The sequence below is a fragment of the Methylocystis sp. genome (assembly GCF_021731785.1).
In the GTDB taxonomy this organism is placed as follows: Bacteria; Pseudomonadota; Alphaproteobacteria; order Rhizobiales; family Beijerinckiaceae; genus Methylocystis.
In genome coordinates this window covers 12,892-35,081 of sequence record NZ_JAKFWS010000004.1, presented here as the reverse complement: position 1 = coordinate 35,081, position 22,190 = coordinate 12,892, and the positions used below count along the sequence as shown (strand labels likewise).

At 63.9% G+C, this 22,190-nt stretch carries 25 protein-coding genes; 5 read left to right on the top strand and 20 right to left on the bottom strand.

The genetic code is table 11. The features are described from left to right. Position 1 precedes the first annotated feature (1 nt). Positions 2–313, top strand: coding sequence for a hypothetical protein (locus QZ964_RS00475; protein ID WP_292527882.1), 312 nt, complete (start codon positions 2–4; stop codon positions 311–313). Here the strand turns inward: QZ964_RS00475 and rimM are convergent. The 3 genes from rimM to ffh all read right to left on the bottom strand — a co-directional run bounded on the left by rimM (position 310) and on the right by ffh (position 3,024). Next, positions 310–852, bottom strand: a complete 543-nt coding sequence (rimM, locus tag QZ964_RS00470) for a ribosome maturation factor RimM (RefSeq protein ID WP_292527880.1) — start codon at positions 850–852, stop codon at positions 310–312. The two genes, QZ964_RS00475 and rimM, sit on opposite strands and share 4 nt — an antisense overlap. A gap of 203 nt (positions 853–1,055) precedes the next feature. Continuing rightward, entirely contained in the window at positions 1,056–1,418 is a 363-nt protein-coding gene (rpsP, locus tag QZ964_RS00465; RefSeq protein WP_292527879.1) for a 30S ribosomal protein S16, read from the bottom strand. A 70-nt stretch (positions 1,419–1,488) separates the two neighbouring features. After that, a complete protein-coding gene (gene ffh, locus QZ964_RS00460) occupies positions 1,489–3,024 on the bottom strand; it encodes a signal recognition particle protein (protein WP_292527877.1) in 1,536 nt (511 codons plus the stop codon). 294 nt (positions 3,025–3,318) lie between these two features. Between ffh and QZ964_RS00455 the strand changes: the two genes are divergently transcribed. Further along, complete coding sequence (locus tag QZ964_RS00455; protein ID WP_292527876.1) at positions 3,319–3,555, top strand: AbrB/MazE/SpoVT family DNA-binding domain-containing protein; 237 nt, start codon at positions 3,319–3,321, stop codon at positions 3,553–3,555. Between the two features lie 5 nt (positions 3,556–3,560). Next, positions 3,561–3,953 (top strand): PIN domain-containing protein, encoded by a 393-nt coding sequence (locus QZ964_RS00450; RefSeq protein ID WP_292527875.1) that lies wholly within the window; start codon positions 3,561–3,563, stop codon positions 3,951–3,953. Between the two features lie 6 nt (positions 3,954–3,959). Here QZ964_RS00450 and prfB read toward each other — a convergent pair. The 7 genes from prfB to QZ964_RS00415 all read right to left on the bottom strand — a co-directional run bounded on the left by prfB (position 3,960) and on the right by QZ964_RS00415 (position 11,804). Further along, a protein-coding gene (prfB, locus tag QZ964_RS00445; protein ID WP_292527874.1) for a peptide chain release factor 2 occupies positions 3,960–5,091 on the bottom strand; the annotation gives its coding sequence in 2 pieces (ribosomal slippage) (positions 3,960–5,021 and positions 5,023–5,091; 1,131 coding nt in all). A 100-nt stretch (positions 5,092–5,191) separates the two neighbouring features. Further along, a complete protein-coding gene (locus QZ964_RS00440; RefSeq protein WP_292527872.1) occupies positions 5,192–6,280 on the bottom strand; it encodes a CorA family divalent cation transporter in 1,089 nt (362 codons plus the stop codon). Positions 6,281–6,348: 68 nt separating this feature from the next. Then, the gene (locus QZ964_RS00435; RefSeq protein WP_292527958.1) at positions 6,349–7,845 is read right to left on the bottom strand and encodes a pyridoxal-dependent decarboxylase; all 1,497 of its coding nucleotides are present in this window, start codon (positions 7,843–7,845) and stop codon (positions 6,349–6,351) included. A gap of 118 nt (positions 7,846–7,963) precedes the next feature. After that, positions 7,964–8,671 carry a fumarylacetoacetate hydrolase family protein gene (locus QZ964_RS00430; protein WP_292527870.1) on the bottom strand — a complete coding sequence of 236 codons (708 nt, stop codon included), beginning with the start codon at positions 8,669–8,671 and terminating at the stop codon, positions 7,964–7,966. A 21-nt stretch (positions 8,672–8,692) separates the two neighbouring features. Then, entirely contained in the window at positions 8,693–9,664 is a 972-nt protein-coding gene (locus tag QZ964_RS00425) for an Hsp33 family molecular chaperone (RefSeq protein WP_292527957.1), read from the bottom strand. Further along, positions 9,664–10,608 carry an ornithine carbamoyltransferase gene (argF, locus tag QZ964_RS00420; protein ID WP_292527869.1) on the bottom strand — a complete coding sequence of 315 codons (945 nt, stop codon included), beginning with the start codon at positions 10,606–10,608 and terminating at the stop codon, positions 9,664–9,666. The genes QZ964_RS00425 and argF overlap by 1 nt, the downstream gene beginning before the upstream one ends. Then, positions 10,608–11,804 carry an aspartate aminotransferase family protein gene (locus QZ964_RS00415; protein ID WP_292527867.1) on the bottom strand — a complete coding sequence of 399 codons (1,197 nt, stop codon included), beginning with the start codon at positions 11,802–11,804 and terminating at the stop codon, positions 10,608–10,610. The genes argF and QZ964_RS00415 overlap by 1 nt, the downstream gene beginning before the upstream one ends. A 404-nt stretch (positions 11,805–12,208) precedes the next feature. Here QZ964_RS00415 and QZ964_RS00410 point away from each other — a divergent pair, with 404 nt between their 5' ends. Continuing rightward, positions 12,209–12,721, top strand: a complete 513-nt coding sequence (locus tag QZ964_RS00410) for a GcrA family cell cycle regulator (RefSeq protein ID WP_292527866.1) — start codon at positions 12,209–12,211, stop codon at positions 12,719–12,721. A gap of 12 nt (positions 12,722–12,733) precedes the next feature. Here the strand turns inward: QZ964_RS00410 and phoB are convergent, their stop codons facing one another. From phoB to QZ964_RS00370, 8 genes are all read right to left on the bottom strand, one after another. Beyond that, positions 12,734–13,477 (bottom strand): phosphate regulon transcriptional regulator PhoB, encoded by a 744-nt coding sequence (gene phoB, locus QZ964_RS00405; RefSeq protein ID WP_292527864.1) that lies wholly within the window; start codon positions 13,475–13,477, stop codon positions 12,734–12,736. Beyond that, positions 13,474–14,190 (bottom strand): phosphate signaling complex protein PhoU, encoded by a 717-nt coding sequence (phoU, locus tag QZ964_RS00400; RefSeq protein ID WP_292527862.1) that lies wholly within the window; start codon positions 14,188–14,190, stop codon positions 13,474–13,476. Before phoU ends, phoB begins: the two co-directional genes overlap by 4 nt. A 22-nt stretch (positions 14,191–14,212) precedes the next feature. Beyond that, positions 14,213–14,998: a phosphate ABC transporter ATP-binding protein PstB gene (gene pstB, locus QZ964_RS00395; protein ID WP_292527860.1), complete on the bottom strand. Its 786-nt coding sequence runs from the start codon at positions 14,996–14,998 to the stop codon at positions 14,213–14,215. Beyond that, positions 14,995–15,837: a phosphate ABC transporter permease PstA gene (gene pstA, locus QZ964_RS00390; protein WP_292527858.1), complete on the bottom strand. Its 843-nt coding sequence runs from the start codon at positions 15,835–15,837 to the stop codon at positions 14,995–14,997. Before pstA ends, pstB begins: the two co-directional genes overlap by 4 nt. A gap of 11 nt (positions 15,838–15,848) precedes the next feature. After that, a complete protein-coding gene (pstC, locus tag QZ964_RS00385) occupies positions 15,849–16,766 on the bottom strand; it encodes a phosphate ABC transporter permease subunit PstC (RefSeq protein WP_292527955.1) in 918 nt (305 codons plus the stop codon). A 233-nt stretch (positions 16,767–16,999) separates the two neighbouring features. Further along, on the bottom strand, positions 17,000–18,043 hold the full coding sequence (pstS, locus tag QZ964_RS00380) for a phosphate ABC transporter substrate-binding protein PstS (RefSeq protein ID WP_292527857.1): 1,044 nt from the start codon (positions 18,041–18,043) through the stop codon (positions 17,000–17,002). Between the two features lie 151 nt (positions 18,044–18,194). Continuing rightward, on the bottom strand, positions 18,195–19,268 hold the full coding sequence (locus QZ964_RS00375; RefSeq protein WP_292527856.1) for an ATP-binding protein: 1,074 nt from the start codon (positions 19,266–19,268) through the stop codon (positions 18,195–18,197). Positions 19,269–19,288: 20 nt separating this feature from the next. After that, positions 19,289–20,362: a lysylphosphatidylglycerol synthase domain-containing protein gene (locus QZ964_RS00370; RefSeq protein ID WP_292527854.1), complete on the bottom strand. Its 1,074-nt coding sequence runs from the start codon at positions 20,360–20,362 to the stop codon at positions 19,289–19,291. Positions 20,363–20,682: 320 nt separating this feature from the next. Between QZ964_RS00370 and QZ964_RS00365 the strand changes: the two genes are divergently transcribed. Further along, entirely contained in the window at positions 20,683–21,030 is a 348-nt protein-coding gene (locus tag QZ964_RS00365) for a four-helix bundle copper-binding protein (protein WP_292527853.1), read from the top strand. Positions 21,031–21,055: 25 nt separating this feature from the next. On the opposite strand, the gene QZ964_RS00360 is transcribed toward QZ964_RS00365, so the two are convergent. Then, entirely contained in the window at positions 21,056–21,370 is a 315-nt protein-coding gene (locus tag QZ964_RS00360) for a cytochrome c (protein ID WP_292527851.1), read from the bottom strand. A gap of 4 nt (positions 21,371–21,374) precedes the next feature. Then, complete coding sequence (gene fabI / locus QZ964_RS00355) at positions 21,375–22,184, bottom strand: enoyl-ACP reductase FabI (RefSeq protein ID WP_292527849.1); 810 nt, start codon at positions 22,182–22,184, stop codon at positions 21,375–21,377. Between the last annotated feature and the right edge of the window lie 6 nt (positions 22,185–22,190).

Sequence of the window (22,190 nt, the reverse complement as noted above, 5' to 3'; positions counted from 1 at the left end):
GATGGATGACGAGCGACAGCTCGATGAAGAAATTCTCGCATCATTCGAGCGCGGCGAGTGGCGCCAGGTCAAGAATGTGCGGTCCGAAATCGACCGTCACACGGCTTACGCGAAGGCTGCGCTTGCGAAAGACAAGCGCGTGAACATAAGAATTTCCTTGAGGGACCTGGAAGATTTGCAGGCGAAGGCGGCCGCCGAGGGCGTCGCCTATCAGTCGTTAATGTCGAGCGTGCTGCACAAATATGTGACCGGCAGACTCGTTGAACCGCAGCCGGCGCCAGTGAAGCGTGGCGCCAAGAAGCGGGCGGGTTAAGCGCTTCTTTCTTCCTCGTCGTCTTCAACTTCCGCCGGCGGCGCAATGACGACGCGCCCGGTGGAAAGGTCCACGGTTGGAACTACAGCTTTCGTGAAGGGAAGCATCAGCATCTCGCCGCCATGGCCGGGCGCGATCTCCAGAATGTCGCCAGCGCCGAAATTGCGCACGGCGACGATCATGCCGATTTCCGCGCCCTCGCGCGTTTCGGCGCGTAGTCCGATCAGGTCGGCGATATAGAATTCGTCCTCTTCCGGCGCCGGCAGTCTTTCGCGCGGCAGATAGATTTCGACGCCGTTTAAGGCCTCGGCGCCGGCGCGGTCGTCGACGCCTTCGACTTTGGCGACGAACATATCCTTGCCCTGCGGACGCACGGACAGCAGCTTGAAATTGCGCGCCCCGTTCTTGTCGGTGAGGCTGTCGTAAGTTGCGATCGCCAAAGGATCGGCAGTGAAACTCTGCAGCCGGACTTCGCCGCGCACCCCGTGCGGCGCCCCGAAGCGGCCAAGCAGCACGAGCCCTTCAGCGGTCCCTTTCATTCGATTTCCTCATCCTGAGGAACGCGTCGCAAGTCGGGTATCCCCGACTTGCGCAAACAAACGTCGATCTCGGGCAGGCCCGAGATCGATCCTCGCGCCTCGAAGGACGAGGAAATCGCACAGCGCGCCGCCGCCCTCGCGCTTCGAGACGGCTCCTGCGGAGCCTCCTCAGCATGAGGGCGAATGCAAACGCCACGCATGCCTTACGCCGCCGGCGCTTCCGCGGCCTTGCCTGCGGCTTCGGCCGCTGCGGCGGCGCGCTCCTGCGCCTTTTTCTTGGGTTGCGCCTTCTGCGGGTTGCTGCGCGCCTCGCGCGTCATCAGGCCAAGACCGTCGAGCAGTCGCGCGACGCGATCGGTCGGCTGGGCGCCCTTAGTGAGCCAGGCCTTCGCCTTCTCGGCGTCGAGCACCAGACGGTCGGCGGCGTCCTTTTCCTTCAAGGGATCGAAATAGCCGATCTTTTCGATATAGCGGCCGTCGCGCGGCGCGCGCGAATCGGCGACGACGACGCGATAGAACGGACGTTTCTTGGCGCCGCCGCGGGCGAGACGAATTTTAAGCGACATGTTTTCATTTCCTTTTTGTTTGTTTGCACGAGGCGGTCGGATTTCGGCGATTGCCTAAGCCCGACCGCCGTTACTTCTTCTTTCCGAAAGGGTTCAGTCCGCTCAGCAGCCCGCCGCCGAGCCCCGGCAGGCTCGGTTTACTGAAAAGGTCGGGAGGCGGCGCCGCCGGAATGCCGCCGGGGGCGCCCTTCGGCTGTTGCACGCCGAGCTTTTCCTGCAGCTTCTGCAGCTCTTCCTGCGACGGCATCTGCATGCCGGGGCCGAGCCCCATCATTTGCGCGGCCTTGCCCATCATCCCGCCGCGCTTGCCGGCGCCAAATGACTTCATCAGATCGGCCATCTGCCGATGCTGCTTCAAAAGCTTGTTGACCTCCTCGACCTTGGCGCCGGAGCCCGCGGCGATGCGCTTCTTGCGAGAGGCCTTCAGCAGGTCGGGATTGCGCCGCTCCCTTGGCGTCATCGAGAGGATGATGGCGCGCTGGCGCCTCACCATTTTATCGTCGAAACCCGACGCGGCGATCTGATCCTTCATCTTGGCAACGCCGGGGAGGAGCCCCATGATGCCGCCCAATCCGCCAATCTTTTCCACCTGGGCGAGCTGATCGCAGAGGTCCTGCAGATCGAACTTGCCCTTGGCCATGCGCTCGGCAGCCTTGCGGGCCTGCTCGGCGTCGATCGCCTGCGCGGCCTTTTCGACCAGCGCGACGATGTCGCCCATGCCGAGAATGCGATTGGCGATGCGCGTCGGCGAGAATTCGTCGAGCGCGTCCATCTTTTCGCCGACGCCGATGAGCTTGATCGGCTTGCCGGTGACGTAGCGCATGGAGAGCGCCGCCCCGCCCCGGCCATCGCCGTCCATACGCGTCAAAACAATGCCGGTCAGCCCGACACGCTCGTCGAAATTCTGGGCGAGATTGACGGCGTCCTGTCCGGTCAGAGCGTCGGCGACAAGCAGGATTTCATGCGGCTTGGCGGAGGTCTTGATCTCCGCCATCTCGGCCATCAACGGCTCGTCGATATGGGTGCGGCCGGCGGTGTCGAGCAGAACGACGTCAAAGCCCTGCAGTCGCGCCGCTTCCATGGCGCGCTTGGCGATCTGCACCGGGGTCTGGCCGGCCACGATCGGCAGCGTGTCGACCTCGACCTGCCGGCCAAGCACGGCGAGCTGTTCTTGGGCCGCCGGGCGCTTCACGTCGAGCGACGCCATCAGGACGCGCTTGCCGTAGCGCTCTTTCAAGCGCTTGGCGATTTTGGCCGCGGTCGTGGTTTTGCCGGCCCCCTGCAGGCCGACCATCATGATCGCGACCGGCGGCGTGGCGGCGAGATCGATCGGCTGCGCGTCCTGGCCAAGCGTCTCGATCAGCACGTCATTGACGATCTTGACGACCATCTGGCCGGGCGTCACCGATTTGACGACGCCGGCGCCGACCGCACGGTCGCGGACCTTGTCGGTGAAGGAGCGCACGACGTCGAGCGCGACGTCGGCGTCGAGCAGCGCGCGGCGGATTTCGCGCAGCGCCTCGTTGACGTCGGCTTCCGAGAGCGCGCCGCGCCGCGTGAGCTTGTCGAAAATGCCGGAGAGCTTGTCGGAAAGGCTCTCGAACATATGAGGTTCTCCTGCGAGCGCGAACGCTCCAAAGCAAAATGCGCCCGGGGGCGCATCGCGCTGCCGGGCGTTCGCCTGCCGCCTCTGGGGCGGCTCGGCCGGTATCGGTCTCTCTTTCGAGATTTGCTGCGGGTATTAAGTTTTTAGCAGGTGCGAGTCAATCAAATATCCCTGTCGCTCGCCACCGACGGCAAACCTCGCGTCTCCGGTCGGTCGACGGGCGGCACTACCTAATCCGCGAAAATTATATATACATGGATTGACATCCTGGAAAACTGCTGTCACGCTCCTGTCATGAGCGCGACTCGCATATTTAAGTCCGGCAATAGTCTCGCGGTCAGAATTCCGCGCGGAATCGCTTTCGACGAAGGCGCCGAAGTGGTCGTGCGCCGGCAGGGCGGAAGTCTCGTGGTGACGCCGCTCCGGCTCGACATGGCCGAACTCGTGGCGCGCCTGAGGGCGGCGCCGCCTTCGGTAGCCATGACGCGCCCCGAGTTCAAGCCGCCCAGGCGGCTGTTCGAGGCGCGCTAGCACGCATGGCCCGCTATCTGCTCGACACCAATATCGTCATCGCCGCGGCGAACGGGCTTCCCGGCGTGCTCGACCGGCTCTCCGCGCTAGAAATCGGCGACGTGGCGATCTCGGCGATCAGTCTTGCCGAGACCATGGGCGGCGCGGGCGGCGCCGAACATCAACGACGGCTCGCAGAGAATGTAGCGCTGATCTCCGAAAACATCGATGTCCTTCCCTTCGATCGCGCCGCCGCCGCCGCCTATGGCGCGCTGCTCGGCAAGGTCGACCAGAAGCGCCGACGAACGCTCGACCGGATGATCGCCGCGCAGGCGCTCGACCTTGGCCTGACGCTCGTCGCGGCCAACACCGACGATTTCGACGACATCCCCGGCCTGACCGTCGAGAAATGGGCGTGAAACGGGTTAGTCGGCGTCCTCGACCGCCTCCGGACCGCCGCCGTATATACGTTGCGCCAGAGAGGCCTGCATGAAGTCGTCGAGTTCGCCATCGAGGACCTCGGATGGCGTCCCGGAGGTGAAGCCGGTGCGCAGATCCTTCACCAGCTGATAGGGCTGCAGCACATAGCTGCGGATCTGATGGCCCCAGCCGATCTCGGTCTTTGAGGCCGCGACCTTGTTCGCCTCGGCTTCGCGCATTTCGAGCTCGCGTTCGTACAGCCTTGCGCGCAGCATGTTCCAGGCGGTGGCGCGGTTCTTGTGCTGTGAGCGCTCGGCCTGACAAGCGACGACGATGCCGGTCGGAAGATGGGTGATGCGGATCGCCGAGTCGGTCGTGTTGACGTGCTGACCGCCCGCGCCTGACGATCTATACGTATCTATACGGCAATCGGATTCATTGACGTTCACTTCGATCCGGTCGTCGACCACCGGATAGACCCAGACCGAGGCGAAGCTCGTATGGCGCCGCGCGTTCGAATCGAAGGGCGAGATGCGCACGAGGCGATGCACGCCGGATTCGGTCTTCGCCCAGCCATGGGCGTTATGGCCCTTGACGAGAATCGTCCCCGATTTGATTCCCGCCTCTTCGCCGGGCGTCTCTTCAATCACCTCGACCTTGAATTTGTGACGCTCGCCCCAGCGGGCGTACATGCGAAACAGCATGCGCGCCCAATCCTGGCTCTCCGTCCCGCCGGCCCCCGAGTGAACCTCGATGAAGGTGTCGTTGGCGTCGGCCTCGCCGGAAAACAGCGCCTCGGTCTGGCGGGCGCGCGCCGTCCTTAGGATGGCTTTCAGCGCTGCGACGCCCTCTTTTTCAGTTTCCGCGTCGCCTTCCGACTCGCCGAGTTCGACGAGCGTCAGCGCGTCATCGAGCTCGCGTTCGAGGCTGCCGAGCGCGCCCATTTGCTCTTCGAGCTGGGTGCGCTCGCGCATCAGCTTCTGCGCGGCTTCGGGGTCGTTCCAGAGCGCGGGGTCTTCCGCGCGGACGTTCAGTTCGGCGAGACGCCGTTGCGACGTGTCGACGTCAAAGATGCCTCCTCAGCAGCCCGATGGACTGCTCGATGTCGGCTTTGAGCGCAAGCGGTTCGGCGCGCATGTTCTGTCCAGTTGCATTTGGCGGGCGGGATCGCCGCTGTTGGCGCGGAAATTAGGCGGCGGGCGCACGCCTGTAAACCCCGCAACTCACGCCGCTAACGTCAATAACTCCTGTCCGCCGGCCGATCGCGTCGCTCCCGGGCGGCCGGCTTCTGATCCTCGCTTTCGGGCGCGCCGGCGAGACCCCAGCGACGCATCAGAAAAAGCGCCGTCGCCGAAGCAAGGACGCAAAGAATTGTCGCGTAGAGCGTGCCGTTGTCGTCTTCCGAAAACAGCAGATTCTTGGTGTTCATGCCGAAATAGCCGGTGACGAAGGTCGCCGGCAGCAGCAGCATCGTAGTCAAGGTCAACACATAGAGCCGGTCGTTGGTCTCGAGGCTCAGCAGGGCGTTGAGTTCGTCCTGCAGGAGGCGGGCGCGCTCCTGAAGGCTCGTCACATCCTGGGTCAGGGCGCCGGCGTGTTGAACGAGTCGCGCGGCAGCCTCACGCAAATCGTCGTCCCGCTGCTCGCCGAGCTCCTCCTCGATCGTTTCGAGCCGCGCGATCGTCGCTGAAAGCCCGCTGATCTGGCGCGCCAGACGCACCGCGTCACGGCGTGCGGCGCTCAAAGCCGGCCGCGCCTGGCGGCCGCGTTGATCGATGATGCGGTCCTCGACGCGATCGAAGGCCGCGCCGAGTTCGGCGGCCTTACGCGCCAGCCCGTCGATCAGCGCATCCGTCAGCATTTCGAAAAGATCGATCGGCGACGTCAAGCAAGCGCCGCGATCGACGGCGATGCGCGTCTGCTCGACGCTATCCATCGGCAGCCGTCGCGCGCTGATGAAAAAGCTCGCGCCCGAGGCGAAGCGGACATAGTCGGTGCGCGACGTCGGACCGCCGAGATCGCGTTCGTAATCGAGCAGCGCGCCGCTGACGATTCCTTCCGAATATTCGAGATGCTGGTGGTCGACCGGATCGCACAGCGAATCCCGCGCGTGTTCGGGAAGCGCTTCAATCCGCGCGAGCAGCGGTCGTGTGCGCACGTCGGCGAGATCCATGTGCAGCCATAAGAATCCTTCGCGCGGCGCGCCGAGGGATTCGAAATCTTCGGCCGTTCCCGGCTCGGCTGCGCCGTTCGCGCCGAACCGCACGAACCAAAGACACCCGGGAATGTCGGCGCGCGGCGCTTGTGCGAGGCGGTGTGGGATCATAGCTGGCTCACGGGACGGCTCAAAAACAGAGCTCGGCGAAACATGACAGGCTTACGACGAGCGCGGCGTCAATCCTCGGACAGCCGGGTCTTGCCTGGCCCATGCGGTTCGACAAGCGCGCCGAAGTCATGCGGCTCCTTGCGGGCGCGTCGAAGCGCAGCCTCGAGAAATCCGATGAAGGCGTCGATGTCGCGCGCTTCGGTCCGATGGTTGATGATCGCGGCGCGGATCGCCGGAATCCCGTCGAGGATGGTCAGCGAAGGCGCCGCCTCGCCGCGCTCATGCAGCTCCATGACGATCTCGCGGGCGAGCGAACCGTCGTCATCGTCCTTGACGCCGAAGCAGACGATATTGAGCGTCACCGGCGCCCGCAGCACGAAGGCGTCCGACTGGACAATCCAGGCCTCAAGACGTTTCGCCATGCGGCAGGTCTGCTCGATGCATTGGCCAAGACGCCTGGCGCCGAAGGTTTCGATCGTGAACCAGGCTTTGAGCGCGCGAAAGCCGCGCGAAAGATCGGGTCCGAGATCGCAGGGCCAGGCGTCTCCCGCCGCAAGGCCGCGCGGCGCCCGCGTCAGATAGGCGGCGTTGGCGGCGAAGGCGCGCTTGTGGGCCTCAGGATCACGCACCAGAAAGAAGCCGGCGTCGTAAGGGACGTGCAACCATTTATGGAAGTCGAAGGCGACGCTGTCGGCGCGCTCCAGCCCTTTGACCATCGGCTTGAGCGTCGGCGACAGCGCGGCCAGCGCGCCGAAAGCCCCGTCGACGTGGAACCACATGTCCTCGCTGTGCGCGACGTCGGCGAGCCGGTCAAGCGGATCGATCGCGCCGGTATCGACGGTTCCCGCCGTGCCGACGATCAGAAACGGTCTGAAGCCCGCGGCGCGGTCGGCGGCGATGGCGCGGCGCAGATCGCGCACTTTCATGGCCCGGCGCTCGTCCGAGGGAATGAGGCGAAGATGCCTTGCGCCGAGCCCCGCCAGCTCCATCGCTTGGCGGACGCAATTATGCGCCTCCCGTGACGCATAGGCGATGAGCTGGCCGGAAAGCGCGCAGAGGCCGTTGAGCCGCACGTCCTTGTCGCCATAGGCCTGGTCACGCGCGACGAGCAGGCAGAGGAAGTTGGCGATCGAGGTGCCGGTGACGAAAATGCCGCTCGCGTCGGCCGGAAAGCCGAAGGCCTGCGCCATCCAGGCGGCGATCTGGCGCTCGACGTCGATGGCGATGTGATTGCGTCCGCCGCAATTGGAATTCATGCCGGCGGCGAGCATTTCCGCGATCATGCCGGCCGGCGTTCCAGCGCCCTGCGCCCAGCCCATGAACATCGGATGGGTGTTGCCGGTCGCGAAGGGTTTGATGAAGCGGTCGAAATCCTCGAGGACGGCGGAGAAATTGCGCCCCTCCTGCGGAAGCTCGCGCTTGAAGCGCGTCCGCGCCGCTTCGCGGGGCTCCGTCCAGACCGGGCGTTCGCGCAAGTCGCGCAGATGGTCGAGCATCATATCGAGGGCGCGATGGCTCTCGGCGCGAAATTCGTCCCAATCTTCGGGGTCGAGATTGACCGGCATGTCCAGAGCCTCGCGCGCCGGCCGCTCAGTGGAGGCGCAACGGCGGTTGCGATGGATCGCGCGAAGGCGTTTCACGCTTCTGCAAATAGCCGGGTTTCCCTATCCCGCGCAACCTGACTTATTTTCCGATGCTTACGGCCACTGTTCCGACATGCTCGACCTCGCCTTCGACCCGGTCGCCAGGGAGAAGCGGCCCGACGCCCGAAGGCGTGCCGGTGAAGATGAGATCGCCAGGCGCGAGCGCGACATTGCGCGACAGCGCCGCGATGATGTCGGCAACGCTCCAAATGAGATCGCTAAGATCGCCGGCCTGTCGAACGACGCCATTGACGGAGAGCGCGATGCGCCCGCGCGCCGGATGACCGATCGCGGCGACAGGACGGATGGTGCCGATCGGCGCGGAATAATCGAAGCCTTTTGACATGTCCCAGGGACGGCCGGCGTTGCGCGCCGTCGCTTGCAGGTCGCGCCGGGTCAGGTCGATTCCGGCGGCATAACCGAAGACGCAGTTCAGCGCCTGGCCGGCAGGAATGTCCGCGCCGCCGCTGCCCAGCGCCGCAACCAGTTCGATCTCATGGTGAAAGTCGTTCGTCAGCGTCGGATAGGGAATCGTCGCGCCGCTCTCGACGACGGCGTCGGCGGGCTTGGTGAAGAACACGGGCGGCTCTGCGCTTGCGTCTTTCGCCGGCTCCTTCCCCATCTCGCGCGCGTGGGCGGCATAGTTCAGCGCGATGCAGAAAATTCTGCGCACGGGAAATCGCCGTGGGTCATGCGCGATAGCGACGCTTGGCCACAGCGGCGGCGGGAAGATGAATGCAGCGGACATGTCTTTGCTTCCGCCTCCCGGTCAATCGTAATCGGCGGGATCGAAGCTGCGCTGCGCGCCGCAGAATTCGCAGGTGACGCCGATGCGGCCGTCGTCGCCGATCATGTCGGCGCGCTCTTGCGGCGAGAAGCTCTTCAACAATCTGTCGATGCGCTCATGCGAACAGCGGCAGAATTCCTCGAGCGCGCGTTCGGAGAAGACTTTGACGCCGCGCTCATGGAACAGGCGATAAAGCAATCGCTCGCCCGACAGCGCCGGATCGACGAGTTCGTGGTCTTCGAGAGTCGCGGCCAGCGCCTGGCCCTCGGTCCAATGATCATTGTCGTCTTCCGACAGATCATCCTCGCCCTCGGGCGCGTCGCCGGGCGGAAGATCGCGGGCGCGCGCGCCGCCGGGCGGCAGATATTGCAGGAGCAGTCCGCCGGCGCGCCAGCTATGACCCTGCGGGGTAAGGCTTTCCGCAACAGCCAGTCTGACGAAAGACGGAATTTGCTCCGACTGCTGAAAATAGAGATGCGCCGCCTCGGCGAGGCTCTCGCCCTCGAGCGGCACGACGCCTTGATAGCGCGCCGCGTCTTCCTCGCGCTCGATGGTCAGCGCCAGATGACCGCGCCCAAACAGCGCGGCCGGCGCAGCGTCGCGGATTTCGGCGACCCGCTCGGCGTCGAAACGGGCGAAGCCCCGCAGCTTTCCCGGCGCGTCATAGTCGACGACGAGCATGTCGACGGGGCCATCGCTGCGCGTCTGCAGCTGAAAGCGGCCATGCGATTCGAGAATCGAGCCGAGCAGCGCGGCAAGCGCCACCGCCTCGCCGAGCAGGCGGGCGACCTGCGGCGGATAGGCGTAATGATTGAGGATCGAATCGACCGTGGGACCGAGGCGCACGATTCGGCCGCGCAGATCGAGCGCTTCGACCGCGAAGGGCAAGACCCGGTCGTCCTGGGAATGAAGCGCAACTGGCCGGCTCGGCGCCGGGTCGCCGCCTTGCGGCATCAGACCTGCCCCGGCGCGAGACACCAGCACAGCACCCCCTTCTGGGCGTGGAGGCGGTTCTCCGCTTCGTCGAAGACGACCGACTGCGGTCCGTCGATCACCTCCGCGGCGACTTCCTCGCCGCGATGCGCCGGCAGGCAGTGCATGAACAGCGCATGCTTCGCCGCCGCGCGCATCAGTTTCGCGTCGACCTGATAGGGCGCGAGCGCGGCGCGGCGTTGATCCTCGTCGGCGTCGCCCATCGATACCCAGCAATCGGTGATCACAGCGTCGGCGCCCGCGACCGCTTCATACGCGTCGCTCGTCAGATTGATCTTCGCGCCATTGGCTTTCGCCCAGGCGACGAGTTCTTCCGACGGCGCAAAATCTTTCGGCGTCGCGACATTGATGGCGAAGCCCAGCCGGCCGGCCGCATGCACCCAGCTTGTCAGCACATTGTTGGCGTCGCCGCTCCAGGCGACCGTGCGCCCTTCGATCGGACCCAGATGCTCCTCGAAGGTCATGACGTCGGCCATGACCTGACAGGGATGCGACTGTTTAGTCAGCCCGTTGATGACCGGCAGATTGCCGTAGCGCGCCAGCTCCATGAGATCGGGATGGGAGAGAATGCGCACCATCACGGCGTCGAGAAACCGCGCCAGAACGCGCGCTGTATCGGCGATGGTCTCGCCTCGGCCCAACTGCATTTCGGCGCCGGTCAGCATAATCGTCTCGCCGCCGAGTTCACGCATCGCGATATCGAAGGAGACGCGCGTGCGGGTCGACGGCTTGTCGAACACCATGCCGAGATATTTGCCGGCGAGCGGCCGGTCGGTCGGCTCCACGCCTTTCACGCGGCGCGCCTTGAGCGATTTGGCGAGATCGAGAATGCGGCGCAGCTCTTCGCCGGAGTGATCGGAAAGATCGAGAAAGCTGCGCGGCCGCGTCAGCGAATGGGCGGTCATCACGCGACTCCGAGCTTTTCGGCGGGCGCGGCGATCCGGGCGCATGCGGCGGCGAGGCACGACGCCGCAGCCGCGATGTCGCTCTCGTCGACGACGAGCGGCGGCACCAGCCGCACGACATTGTCCCCGGCCAGCACCGTCAACAGGCCTTCGGTGCGGGCGGCGGAGGCGAAGTCGGCATTGGGAATTTTCGTCTTAAGGCCGAACATCAGTCCTTCGCCGCGAATCTCTTCGATCAGCGACGGATAGCGATCCTCGAGTTCCGCCAGCCGCTGGCGCAGCAGCGCGCCGAGACGCGCGACGCGCGCCATGAAGCCGTCGGCGAGCACGACGTCGAGAACCGCGCCGCCCACCGCCGTCGCCAGCGGGTTGCCGCCGAATGTCGAGCCATGCGCGCCAAGCGTCATGCCTTTGGCGGCCTCGCGCGTCGCCAGACAGGCGCCGAGCGGAAAGCCGCCGCCAAGCCCCTTGGCGAGCGCCGCGATGTCGGGCGCGACGCCGGCGTGTTCGCAGGCGAGAAATTTGCCGGTGCGGCCGACGCCGCACTGCACTTCGTCAAACAGGAGCAACAGGCCGCGGGCGTCACAGAGCGCGCGCAACCGCGCGAGGAACAACGGCGAAAAAACGCGCAGGCCGCCTTCTCCCTGAATCGGTTCGAGCAGCACGCCCGCCGTTTCTTGCGTGATCGCCGCCTCGACGGCGTCGTAGTCCCCAAAGGGAACCTGATCGAAGCCCTCGACGGGTGGTCCGAAGCCGTCAAGATATTTTGCGTTGCCGCCGGCGGCGATGGTCGCGAGCGTGCGGCCGTGGAAGGCGCCTTCGAAGGTGATCAGCCGATAGCGCTCCGGCTGCCCATTCACTGCGTGGAACTTGCGCACGGTCTTGATTGCGCATTCCACCGCCTCCGCGCCGGAATTGGTGAAAAAGACCAGTTCGGCGAATGTCACGTCGCAGAGCCGCTCGGCGAGGCGCTCGGCTAGAGGGATGCGGAACAAATTGGAGACATGCCAGGGCGCGTCAGCGGCGCGCTTCAACGTCTCGACAAGATGCGGATGATTGTGGCCGAGCGACAGCACGGCGACGCCTGCGCTGAAGTCGAGATAGCGATCGCCGTTGTCCGCGATCAACCACGCGCCTTCTCCATGTTTGAACGCGAGATCGGCCCGCGGATAGGTCGGATAAAGCGCTGACGTCAAAAGCCCTGCTCCATGCTCCCGTCACTGGATTTGGCCAGAGGAGCTCGAAAAACAAAGCGCCGCCCTTTTGAGGGCGGCAGTTCGATGGGGATTTTAAGCGCGCCGCCCTACGCGGTCAAATCCATGATGCCGCAGGATCATTGGCGTCGGGCCGCCGCGCAAGGGTGAGTCCTTCGAGCAACACTCTCCGTGAAAGGCTGTTGAGAACGCCAGCGCGCGCTTGCCAGCGCGACTCGCGCGTGATTCAAAGTAAACAGTAAGTTTCTAGTGGGCGCCCGCATCGTTTGTTCGGGCGCGTTCTCTCGAGTGTTGATGCGCGTCACATCGCCGCTGGGCTTCAGGCCTGCGCTGCGGTCGGAGGCAGACTCCGATCCGCGCTCGACCCGAAAGAATGGAGAAGCCTAATGTCATGGACCGACGAACGCGTCGAACTGCTCCGCAAGCTGTGGAGCGAGGGGCTGAGCGCCAGCCAAGTGGCGGCCGAACTCGGACCGGGCATCACGCGCAACGCCGTCATTGGCAAAATTCACCGGCTCGGGCTCGCCGAGCGCGCCAAAACGATCAGCGCACAGCGACCGCGGGTCGCCAAGGCTCCTCGCCCGGCGCCGCCGCGCATGAACGGCGCCGCCTCGCATGGCAATCTCGCTCTCGCCTTCGCGCCGCATGCGGCGCCGCGCCATGCGCCGGAAGAAGAAGTGGTGATTCCGATGTCGGAACGCGTCACGCTCATGGAGCTGCGCGAATCCATGTGCCGCTGGCCGATGGGCGATCCGACATCTGCGGAATTCCGCTTCTGCGGCGGCAAGTCAACCGTCGGCGGCGGGCCGTATTGCGCCTATCATGCGCGCGTCGCCTATCAGCCGGCCCAGGATCGCCGCCGCGCGCGCGATCAGTTCAGGGCGCAGCGCTACGCGTAGGCTGTGACGCGGTCATTCGTGACCGAAAGTCTCGTCGAAGGAATAGCCGGCTCCGCGCACCGTGCGGATCGGATCCTTCTCGCGGCCGCGGATCATGGCCTTGCGCAGCCGTCCGACATGGACGTCCACGGTGCGCTCGTCGATTTCCGCCGACATGCCCCAGACGCTGTCGAGCAGTTGCGCGCGCGTGAACACGCGTCCCGGCTTCTCCATGAAATATTCGAGCAGCCGGAACTCCGTCGGACCAAGGTGAATTTCGCGGCCTGAGCGCCGCACGCGACGGGTGTCGCGGTCGAGATCGATGTCGCCGAGGGTCAGCCGCGAGGCGACGCGCTCGGGCCGCGCCCGCCGCAGCAGCGCGCGCACCCGCGCCATCAGCTCAGGCGTCGAAAACGGCTTGACGACATAATCGTCGGCGCCGACCGAAAGGCCGCGCACGCGCTCGCCTTCCTCGCCGCGCGCGGTCAGCATGATCACCGGCATGTCCTTGGCGCTGTCGCGCGCGCGCAGGCGGCGGCAGATTTCAAGCCCGGAAACGCCCGGCAGCATCCAGTCGAGAATGACGAGATCGGGCGGCGACTCCGCGAGCCGCAGCTCGGCTTCGTCGCCGTTGTCGACATGCTCGACCTGATAGCCCTCGGCTTCGAGATTATAGACGAGCAGCGTCGCGAGCGACGTTTCGTCCTCGACGACGAGGATTCGCGGGGCGCGATCGCTTTTCACGCTGCGCTGTACGACGGCAGTCACCTCGTTCATTGCGCCGCCTCATCCTTCACGCCGAAGTCGGGAGCGCGCGACTTCGGCCGCTCGATGGGCATCGCCTCGCCCGTGACGAGATAAATGACCGTTTCCGAAATGTTGGTCGTGTGATCGCCGATCCGCTCCAGATTCTTCGAGCAGAACAGGAGATGCGTGCAGAAGGAGATGTTGCGCGGATCCTCCATCATGAAAGTGAGAAGATCGCGAAAGACGGAATCCTCCAGCGCGTCGAGATCGGAATCATTCTGCCACACCGCGTGGGCGCGCTCGGTATCGCGCAAGGCGTAAGCGTCGAGCGCGTCCTTAAGTTGCATCGCGGCGACTTCATGCATCGACTTGAGCCCGACGATGGCGCGCGGGACGCGGGCTTCCGACACGATCTTGAGCGTTCGCTTGGCGATGTTCTTTGCGAGATCGCCGACGCGCTCGATATCGCCGGAGATGCGGATCGCGGCGATGCATTCGCGCAGATCGACGGCGAGCGGCTGTCTGCGCGCAATGGTGAGAATGGCGTTCTCCTCGATTTCACGTTGCAGCGCGTCGAGCCGCGGATCGCTGGAGACGACGCGGTGGGCAAGGTCGACGTCGAAGCTCGACAGGGCGTCCATCGCCTCCGCCAGCATTTTTTCGGCGACGCCGCCCATTTCGGCGATGCGGCGTCCGAGAGATTCAAGGTCCCGGTCGTAGGATTTGACAATGTGATCGCTCATGAGCGCCGTCCTTGAATAGCTGTTAGCCGAAACGGCCGGTGATATAGTCGAGCGTTCGCTTCTCTTTCGGCTTGTTGAACACGTCGTCCGTCTCGCCGAACTCGACGAGTTCGCCGAGATACATGAAGGCGGTGTAATCGGAGACGCGAACCGCCTGCTGCATATTGTGTGTGACGATCGCGATCGTGTAGCGGTTCGTGAGCTCGTCGATCAGCTCCTCGACTTTCGCCGTCGAGATCGGATCGAGCGCGGAACAGGGCTCGTCGAACAGGATAACTTCCGGCTGCACGGCGACGCTGCGCGCAATGCAGAGGCGCTGCTGCTGCCCGCCCGAAAGACCGAGGCCGCTCGTCTGAAGCTTATCCTTGACCTCGTCCCAAAGCGCGGCGCCGCGCAGCGCCGTTTCGACGCGCTCGTCGAGATCGGCGCGCGACAGTTTCTCGTAGAGCCGAATGCCGAAGGCGATGTTTTCATAGATCGACATGGGGAAAGGCGTGGGCTTCTGGAAGATCATGCCGACCCGCGACCGCAAAGCGTTGAGGTCGATCGCAGGGTCCAGAATGTTTTCGCCGTCGAGGAGCACCTCGCCCTCCGCCCGCTGTCCGGGGTAGAGGTCGTACATCCGGTTCAACACGCGCAGCAAGGTCGACTTGCCGCAGCCCGAGGGACCGATGAACGCCGTCACCTTGTTGGCGTGCAGCGGCAGGCTGACGTTCTTGAGCGAACGATCCGCGCCGTAATAGAAATCAAGGCTGCGCACCGCGACTTTTGTCGGTGGCTCTTTCGGGGCATGGACGGCGGCGTTCATTTCGATTTCCTCCGGCCGGCGCTCAACATGCGCGCGGCGATCGACAGGGCGAGAACTGCGACGGTAATCAGCAGCGCGCCTGTCCAGGCGAGTTGCTGCCAGTCCTTGTAAGGCGACAGCGCGAACTGGAAGATGACCACCGGCAGGCTCGCCATCGGCGCGCTAAGATCGGTGCTCCAGAATTGGTTATTGAGCGCTGTGAAAAGAAGCGGCGCCGTCTCGCCCGAGACTCGCGCCACGGCCAGCAGCACGCCGGTGATCAGCCCTGCCTTGGCGGCGCGATAGGCGACCTTGCCGACGACATGAGCACGAGGCGCGCCAAGCGCCGAAGCCGCCTCTCGCATCGATCCCGGCACGAGCAGCAGCATGTCCTCCGTCGTTCGCACGACGACGGGAACAACGAGCAGCGCAAGGGCCACCGCGCCCGAAATCGCCGAAAAGTGGCCCATCGGATGCACGAGCATCGTGTAAACGAACAGGCCGACGACGATCGACGGCGCGCTAAGCAGAATGTCGTTGATGAAGCGCACGATCATCGTGAGTTTCGAGTGACGGCCGTATTCGGCCATGTAGGTTCCGGCCAGCATGCCGAGCGGCGTGCCGACCGCGACGCCGATTAAGGTCATGATGAGCGAGCCGGCAATGGCGTTGAGCAATCCGCCGGCGCTGCCGGGGGGCGGCGTCATCTCGGTGAAGACCGCGGGAGAGAGTCCTCGCAGGCCTTCGTAAAGAAGCGCAATGAGGATCACGAACAGCCACGCCAGTCCAAATATGGCCGCGACCCAGCAGAGCGTCGTCGCGATCGAATTGGCGCTACGTCGAGTTGCGTAAAGCGACATGAGGGTTTCCCTTACGCTGATCTCTGCTCGATGCGCATGAGCATATACCGCGCGATCGCAAGGACGATGAAGGTGATGAGGAAGAGGATGAGTCCCAGTTCGATCAGCGCCGACGTATAGAGATCGCCGACCGCCTCGGTGAATTCATTGGCGATGGTCGCCGAAATCGTCGTTCCGGGCGCGAGCAGAGACCCGGAAATCTTATGCGCGTTGCCGATGACGAAAGTGACCGCCATCGTTTCGCCAAGCGCTCGACCGAGCCCGAGCATGACGCCGCCGATCACGCCGACGCGCGTATACGGCATTACGACATAGCGCATCACTTCCCAAGTCGTGCAGCCGATTCCGGTCGCAGCTTCCTTCAACACCGGTGGGACCGTCTCGAAAACGTCGCGGGAGATCGAAGCGACGAAGGGCAGCACCATGATCGCGAGAATGAAGCCCGCCGTCAGCATGCCGATGCCGTAAGGCGGGCCCGCGAAGAGCGTCGAGAACACCGGAATGTCGCCGAAGGCCGCAATCAGCGCCGGCTGCACATGCGACTGGAGAAACGGGGCCAGCACGAAGAGGCCCCAAATACCGTAGATGATCGACGGGATGCCGGCCAGAAGTTCGATCGCCGTGCCGATCGGCCGGCGCAGAACATAGGGGCAAAGCTCGGTGAGGAAGACCGCAATGCCGAGTCCAACGGGAACGGCGATCAGCATGGCGATGGTCGAGGTCATGATCGTGCCGTAGATCGCCGGAAGCGCGCCGAAATTCTCGGTGACCGGATTCCACGACTGCGAGACGAAGAAGCCAAAACCGAAGGCCCTGATCGCCGGCCACGAGCCGTAGACGAGCGAAACGATGACGCCGCCGAGGATCACCAGAACGATCACGGCCGCGGCGCGCGTCGCCTCGCGGAAAATCCGGTCGACAAGCGCCATCCTGCCGAGGGCGCGCGATCGATCGGCGACAGCTGACTGCGCCGCCGCCTGCTGCAAGACTACTTCCGACATTTCCGAACCCGCCTCCCCGCCGGCTCCGTTCGCGCTTCGCCGGCTCGGCTCGATCGAGAACATCCGCTCAACTCCCGCCGCCTCTGCGATGGCGGCCCAATTTCCGCCGACGGCCGCCGCGAGCGGCCGTCGAGATTTTTAAGCGCGCGGATCATGCCGAGTCAGTGAGACAGCGGCTTGCCATCGGTCGCTTTGATATCGACCCAGCTCTTCTTCACGAGTTCGACGACGGCTTTCGGCATCGGAATGTAGTCGAGCTCTTCGGCCATTTTGCCGCCATGCGCGAAAGCCCAGGAGAAGAATTTGAGCGCCTCGGCCGCAGCGGCGTCGTCCTTTGGCTCCTTGGGAAGCAGGATAAAGGTCGCCGCCGTAATCGGCCAGGCTTTTGCGCCCGGCTCATTGGTCAGGATTTCATAGAATCCATTGGCGTGGGCCCAGTCGGCGCCGGCCGCTGCCGCCTGGAAGGACTCCATGTTCGGCGCGACCACCTTGCCGTCCTTGTTCAACATCTTCGTAAAGGTCAGCTGATTTTGCTTGGCGTAGGCGTATTCGACGTAGCCGATCGCGCCCTTGGTGTTGGCGACGTTGTTAGCGACGCCTTCATTGCCCTTCGCGCCGATGCCGACCGGCCACTCGACCGAGGCGTTCTCGCCGACTTTCGACTTCCAGTCCGGCGAAACCTTCGACAGATAATTGGTGAAGTTGAAGGTCGTGCCCGATCCGTCCGAACGATGGACCACGACGATCGGCGCCGACGTCAGCTTCGCCTTCGGGTTGAGCTTCTTGATCGGCGCGTCGTCCCATTTGGTGATTTCGCCAAGGAAAATCTTGGCGAGCGTATCGCCGTCGAGCGTAAGCTCGCCGCCCTTCACGCCTTCCAAATTGACCACCGGCACGATGCCGCCGATCACCTGGGGCCACTGACTAAGGCCGGCAGACTGGAGGTCGTCAGCCTTGAGCGGCTGGTCGGAAGCGCCGAAAGTGACCGTGCGCGCCTTGATCTGCTTGATGCCGCCGCCCGAACCGATCGACTGGTAGTTCAGCCCGTTGCCGGTCTCTTTCTTATATGCCTCGGCCCATTTGGCGTAGATCGGATAGGGGAAGGTGGCGCCGGCGCCGGAAATGTCCAGCGCGCTTGCCGCCCCAGCCATGACGGCGAGAGCCAGCGCTGCGCCAGCGCCGCGCTTGAAAATCGTCGAGATCATTTGAAGGTCTCTTTTGCTCGAGAACGGATTTGCGATGCGCCCCCGCGTCATCGCGTGCGAGAACCTATCGGTCCGACAATAGGTTTTTGTGACAATAAGATTACAGTCGTATGACAATGATGTTACTAAAATATCATATGCTTAAATGAATTCACGTCGCCTCGCTTCCCGGCAGAATGACGCGAAACAGCGTTCCTTCGCCGAGAGCGGACTCGATCGCGAGCCGACCGCGATGGCGCAGCACGATATGCTTGACGATGGCGAGCCCCAATCCGGTGCCGCCCTTGGCGCGGCTCTTGCCCGCATCGACGCGATAGAAGCGCTCCGTCAGGCGCGGAATATGCTCCGGCGCGACTCCGGCGCCGTAGTCGCGCACCGACAGAACCACGAGCGCGCCCTTGCGGACGAGCGAAATGTCGATGGGTTTGCAGGCGCCGGTCTCGGCGCATCCATATTTCAAGGCGTTTTCGACGAGATTCTCGATGACGCGGGCAAGTTCGTCACGATCGCCCGGCGCAATCACGTTCGGTTGCAGATCGAGATTGATGGCGACGCCCCTGTCCTCGGCCATTTGCGACAGCGTATCGACGATATGGGCGACGAGCAGCGTCAGATCGACAGGCGTCGCGGGCCGAAGATGCATGTGCTGCTCGATGCGCGACAGCGACAGAAGATCGTCGACCAGCCGCGCCATTCGCTGCGCCTGCTCGCGCATGATGGCGAGGAATTTGTCGCGCGTTTCGCTGTCCTCGCGCGCTGGTCCTTGCAGCGTCTCGACAAATCCGAGCAGCGAGGCGAGAGGCGTGCGCAGCTCATGGCTGGCGTTCGCCACGAAGTCGACGCGCATGCGCTCGACGCGCCGGGATTCGGTGAGATCGCGCAGGCTCACCATGGCGGCGGGCTCGAAGCCTTCGATCTGCATCGGCGCGATATGGGCCTCGAACCAGCATTCCACCGGCAGGCGCTCGACCCAGACGGTCTTCTCGGCCTCGCCGCCGCCGAGAACGCGGGCGACGGCGTCGAGCATGTCGGGAGAGCGAAGACCGCGGGAAAGCGGTTCATTCAGCCGAATCGCGGGCGAGAGACTCTGCGCCGCCGCGTTTACCGCGACGACATGCGTTTCCGAGTCGATGACGAAAATCGGTTCCGGAAGCGCATTGATCACCGGCGCCAGGAGAGCCATCGCCTGATCGCGCCATCTGCGTTGCTGAACCAATAGGGTCATGGCGACTGGCCCGGCACCGGTCAATTCGAGCGCTCCTCCAGAATACGCGCGATCGCCTCGCGCAAGGTCGTCCAGCGGCGCGCGCCTTCGTCAGCGCCCAGAAGCGCGAGCGCGACGACGAACGGGATGAAATAATAGACCATGCGAAACAGCAGCAGCGACGCCAGAACGCTTTCCTGCGAAGCGGCAGGAATGGCGTGCAGCATGGTCGCTTCAAAGACGCCGATGCCTCCCGGCGCATGGCTGATCACGCCGAGAATGCAGGCGACGACATAGACCGCCACGAATGGCACGAAGTCCAGCGGAACGCCCGCGGGAAGCAGCACATAAAGCGCGCCCGAGGCGCAGCATAGATCAGCGACGCCGAGCGCGAACTGCGCCGCAGTCGGGACGAAGCCCGGCAGATCAAGAGAGTGCCCGCGAAGCTTGATGCTGCGGCGCTCGACAGTCACCCAGCCGAAATAGAACAGCACGCCGGAGAGGATCAACACGCCCACAATGATGTGAAGGATGGGGGGCGCTCCGTCGATCGCGGCGAGAGCGCTCGCACCATAAACGAAGCCTCCGCCCATCATCAGCGTCATGCCGAGCCAGAAGGTGACTCCGGCGAACACAGTGATGTTGGCGACCTGCAGCGCGCTCAGCGCCACGCGCGAATAGATCCAATAGCGGACGGCCGCACTGGTGATGACGGGAAATCCGAGATTGAAAGAAATGGCGTAGCTCGCAAAAGACGCGAGCGCGGCCACTCTGTAAGGCGCGTGGGCGCGCAGGTGACGGAGAGCGACGACGTCATAGCCCGTCAGGAAGAGATAAGAGAGCGTGGAGAGCGCCAGCGCGGCGAGAATTTGCGTGGCGCTCGTCGCACGAAAGGCGTTCAGCAGATCGGCGTAGCTCAGGTTCGAAAGCGTCTTTCCGAGAATGTAAGCGGCGAGCGCAAAGACCGCGAGACTGGCCGCGACGCCGAGCGCGCTCAATGCCCCTTTGGGCAGCCGGTCGCGAAGCGACTCAAAATATCCAGCGCTTTCTCGTGCCCTCACAACTGGCAGTCCCGGCGCAGCCGCTTGCACCAGTTCGTTATCCTGCTGAGTCACGCTGCCCCCGCGCCGGCCGCCGCCAGGTTCTTGGAGCGTTCAATGGACAGTCCTCGCAATCATCACTTCGTTTGACGTTCGTTTTTCTCATCGCTTCACGCCTCGTTCGTTTCAATCCCTCAATCATGTCATGGCGATGACTGGAGCGCGAGACGGAGACGTTCGAGCTTCCTAAGAGCTTGGCGCAGCGCGCGTCAACGTCAAGCCCCACCGCCTTTCGACCGGCAAAACCTTGACCTGCGAGGCGCGCGATCTAGCTGCCTGCGAGCGAGGCGGCGTGAGCCGGAAACCCTTCAACAGGAAACCCAAAGGAACCCATCATGCACATGATCTCGAAGGAAATGCAGGCCTGCATCGACGCCTGCTTGAGCTGCTATCAGATGTGTTTCGGCATGGCGATGACCCATTGCCTTGAGCAGGGCGGCGAGCATGTGAAGCCCAAACATTTCCGGGCGATGATCGGCTGCGCCGAGACGTGCCGCGACAGCGCGCATATGATGCTGATGAATTCGCCGCAAGCGAAGCAGATGTGCGCGCTTTGCGCCGAAGCTTGCGAAACCTGCGCCAAGGAATGCGATCCGATCCCGGACATGAAGGAATGCGCCGACGAGTGTCGCCGCTGCGCCGAGGAATGTCGCAGGATGTCGGGACGCAAGATGGCCGCGTAGCAGTCGCCCGCATTCGACTTGGCGGCTATTTGCCGCCAAGCCCCAAAATATAGCTCGCAATCGAATCGATCTCTTCGCGCGCGAGAATGAAATTCGGCATGTTCCGGTGCGACGAGCGCAGGAACACTTTGAGGGACAATTCGGTCGTCGACGGCATCTTGGCCACGTCAACGAAGCGCGGCGCTTTCGGATCGGGGCTCTTGGCCTCGGCGCTGGTCCCGATCGCGTGGCATGACGCGCATTCGGTTTTGGCGATTTGCTCGCCGGTCGTCGGATCGGCGCTCGCCGCCATCGCCGGCGCCGCAATGAGGGTCAGAGCCAAGGGCAACGCAAACCTCATTCGCTCACTCCTCGCCGTTGAGATCTTCCGGACGCGGCTGCAACATAATGTTGTAGCCGGCGTCGACGAGATGGACTTCGCCGGTGACGCCGCCCGAAAGCTCCGATAGGAAATAGAGCGCCGAGCCGCCGATTTCATCTAGCGTGATCATTCGACGCAATGGACAATGTTTCTTCTGGAACGCGCCCATCGCGCGCGCGCCCGTGATCCCGGCGCCTGCCATGGTGCGCACCGGCCCTGGCGAGAGCGCGTTGACGCGAACGCCGCGAGCGCCGAAATCGGCGGCAAGATAGCGCACCGATGAATCGAGCGCGGCTTTCGCCACGCCCATCACATTGTAATTGGGCATGACATGGGTGCCGCCGCCGAAACTCACCGTCAGCAGCGACCCGCCCTTCTTCATGAGTGAGGCGGCGCGCTGCGCGGCTTCCGTAAAGGAGAAACAGGAAATCACCAGCGTGCGAATGAAATTCTCGCGCGAAGTCTCGGCGTAAAGCCCCTTTAATTCGCTCTTGTCGGAATAGGCGATGGAATGGACCAGAAAGTCCATTTCGCCCCACTCATGTTCGAGACGGGCGAAGACGTCATCGACGGTCGAAATATCCTCGACGTCGCAAGGCAGAACGAGACTCGACCCAAGCTCCTGAGCGAGCGGCTTGACCCGTTTGCCGAGACCTTCGCCTTGATAGGTGAAGGCGAGCGTCGCGCCGTGGCGCGCAAGAACGCGGGCAATTCCGTAGGCGATAGAATGATCATTGGCGACGCCCATGACGAGCCCGCGCTTACCTTGCATGAGACCGGTTGAAACTGTCATCTTGTG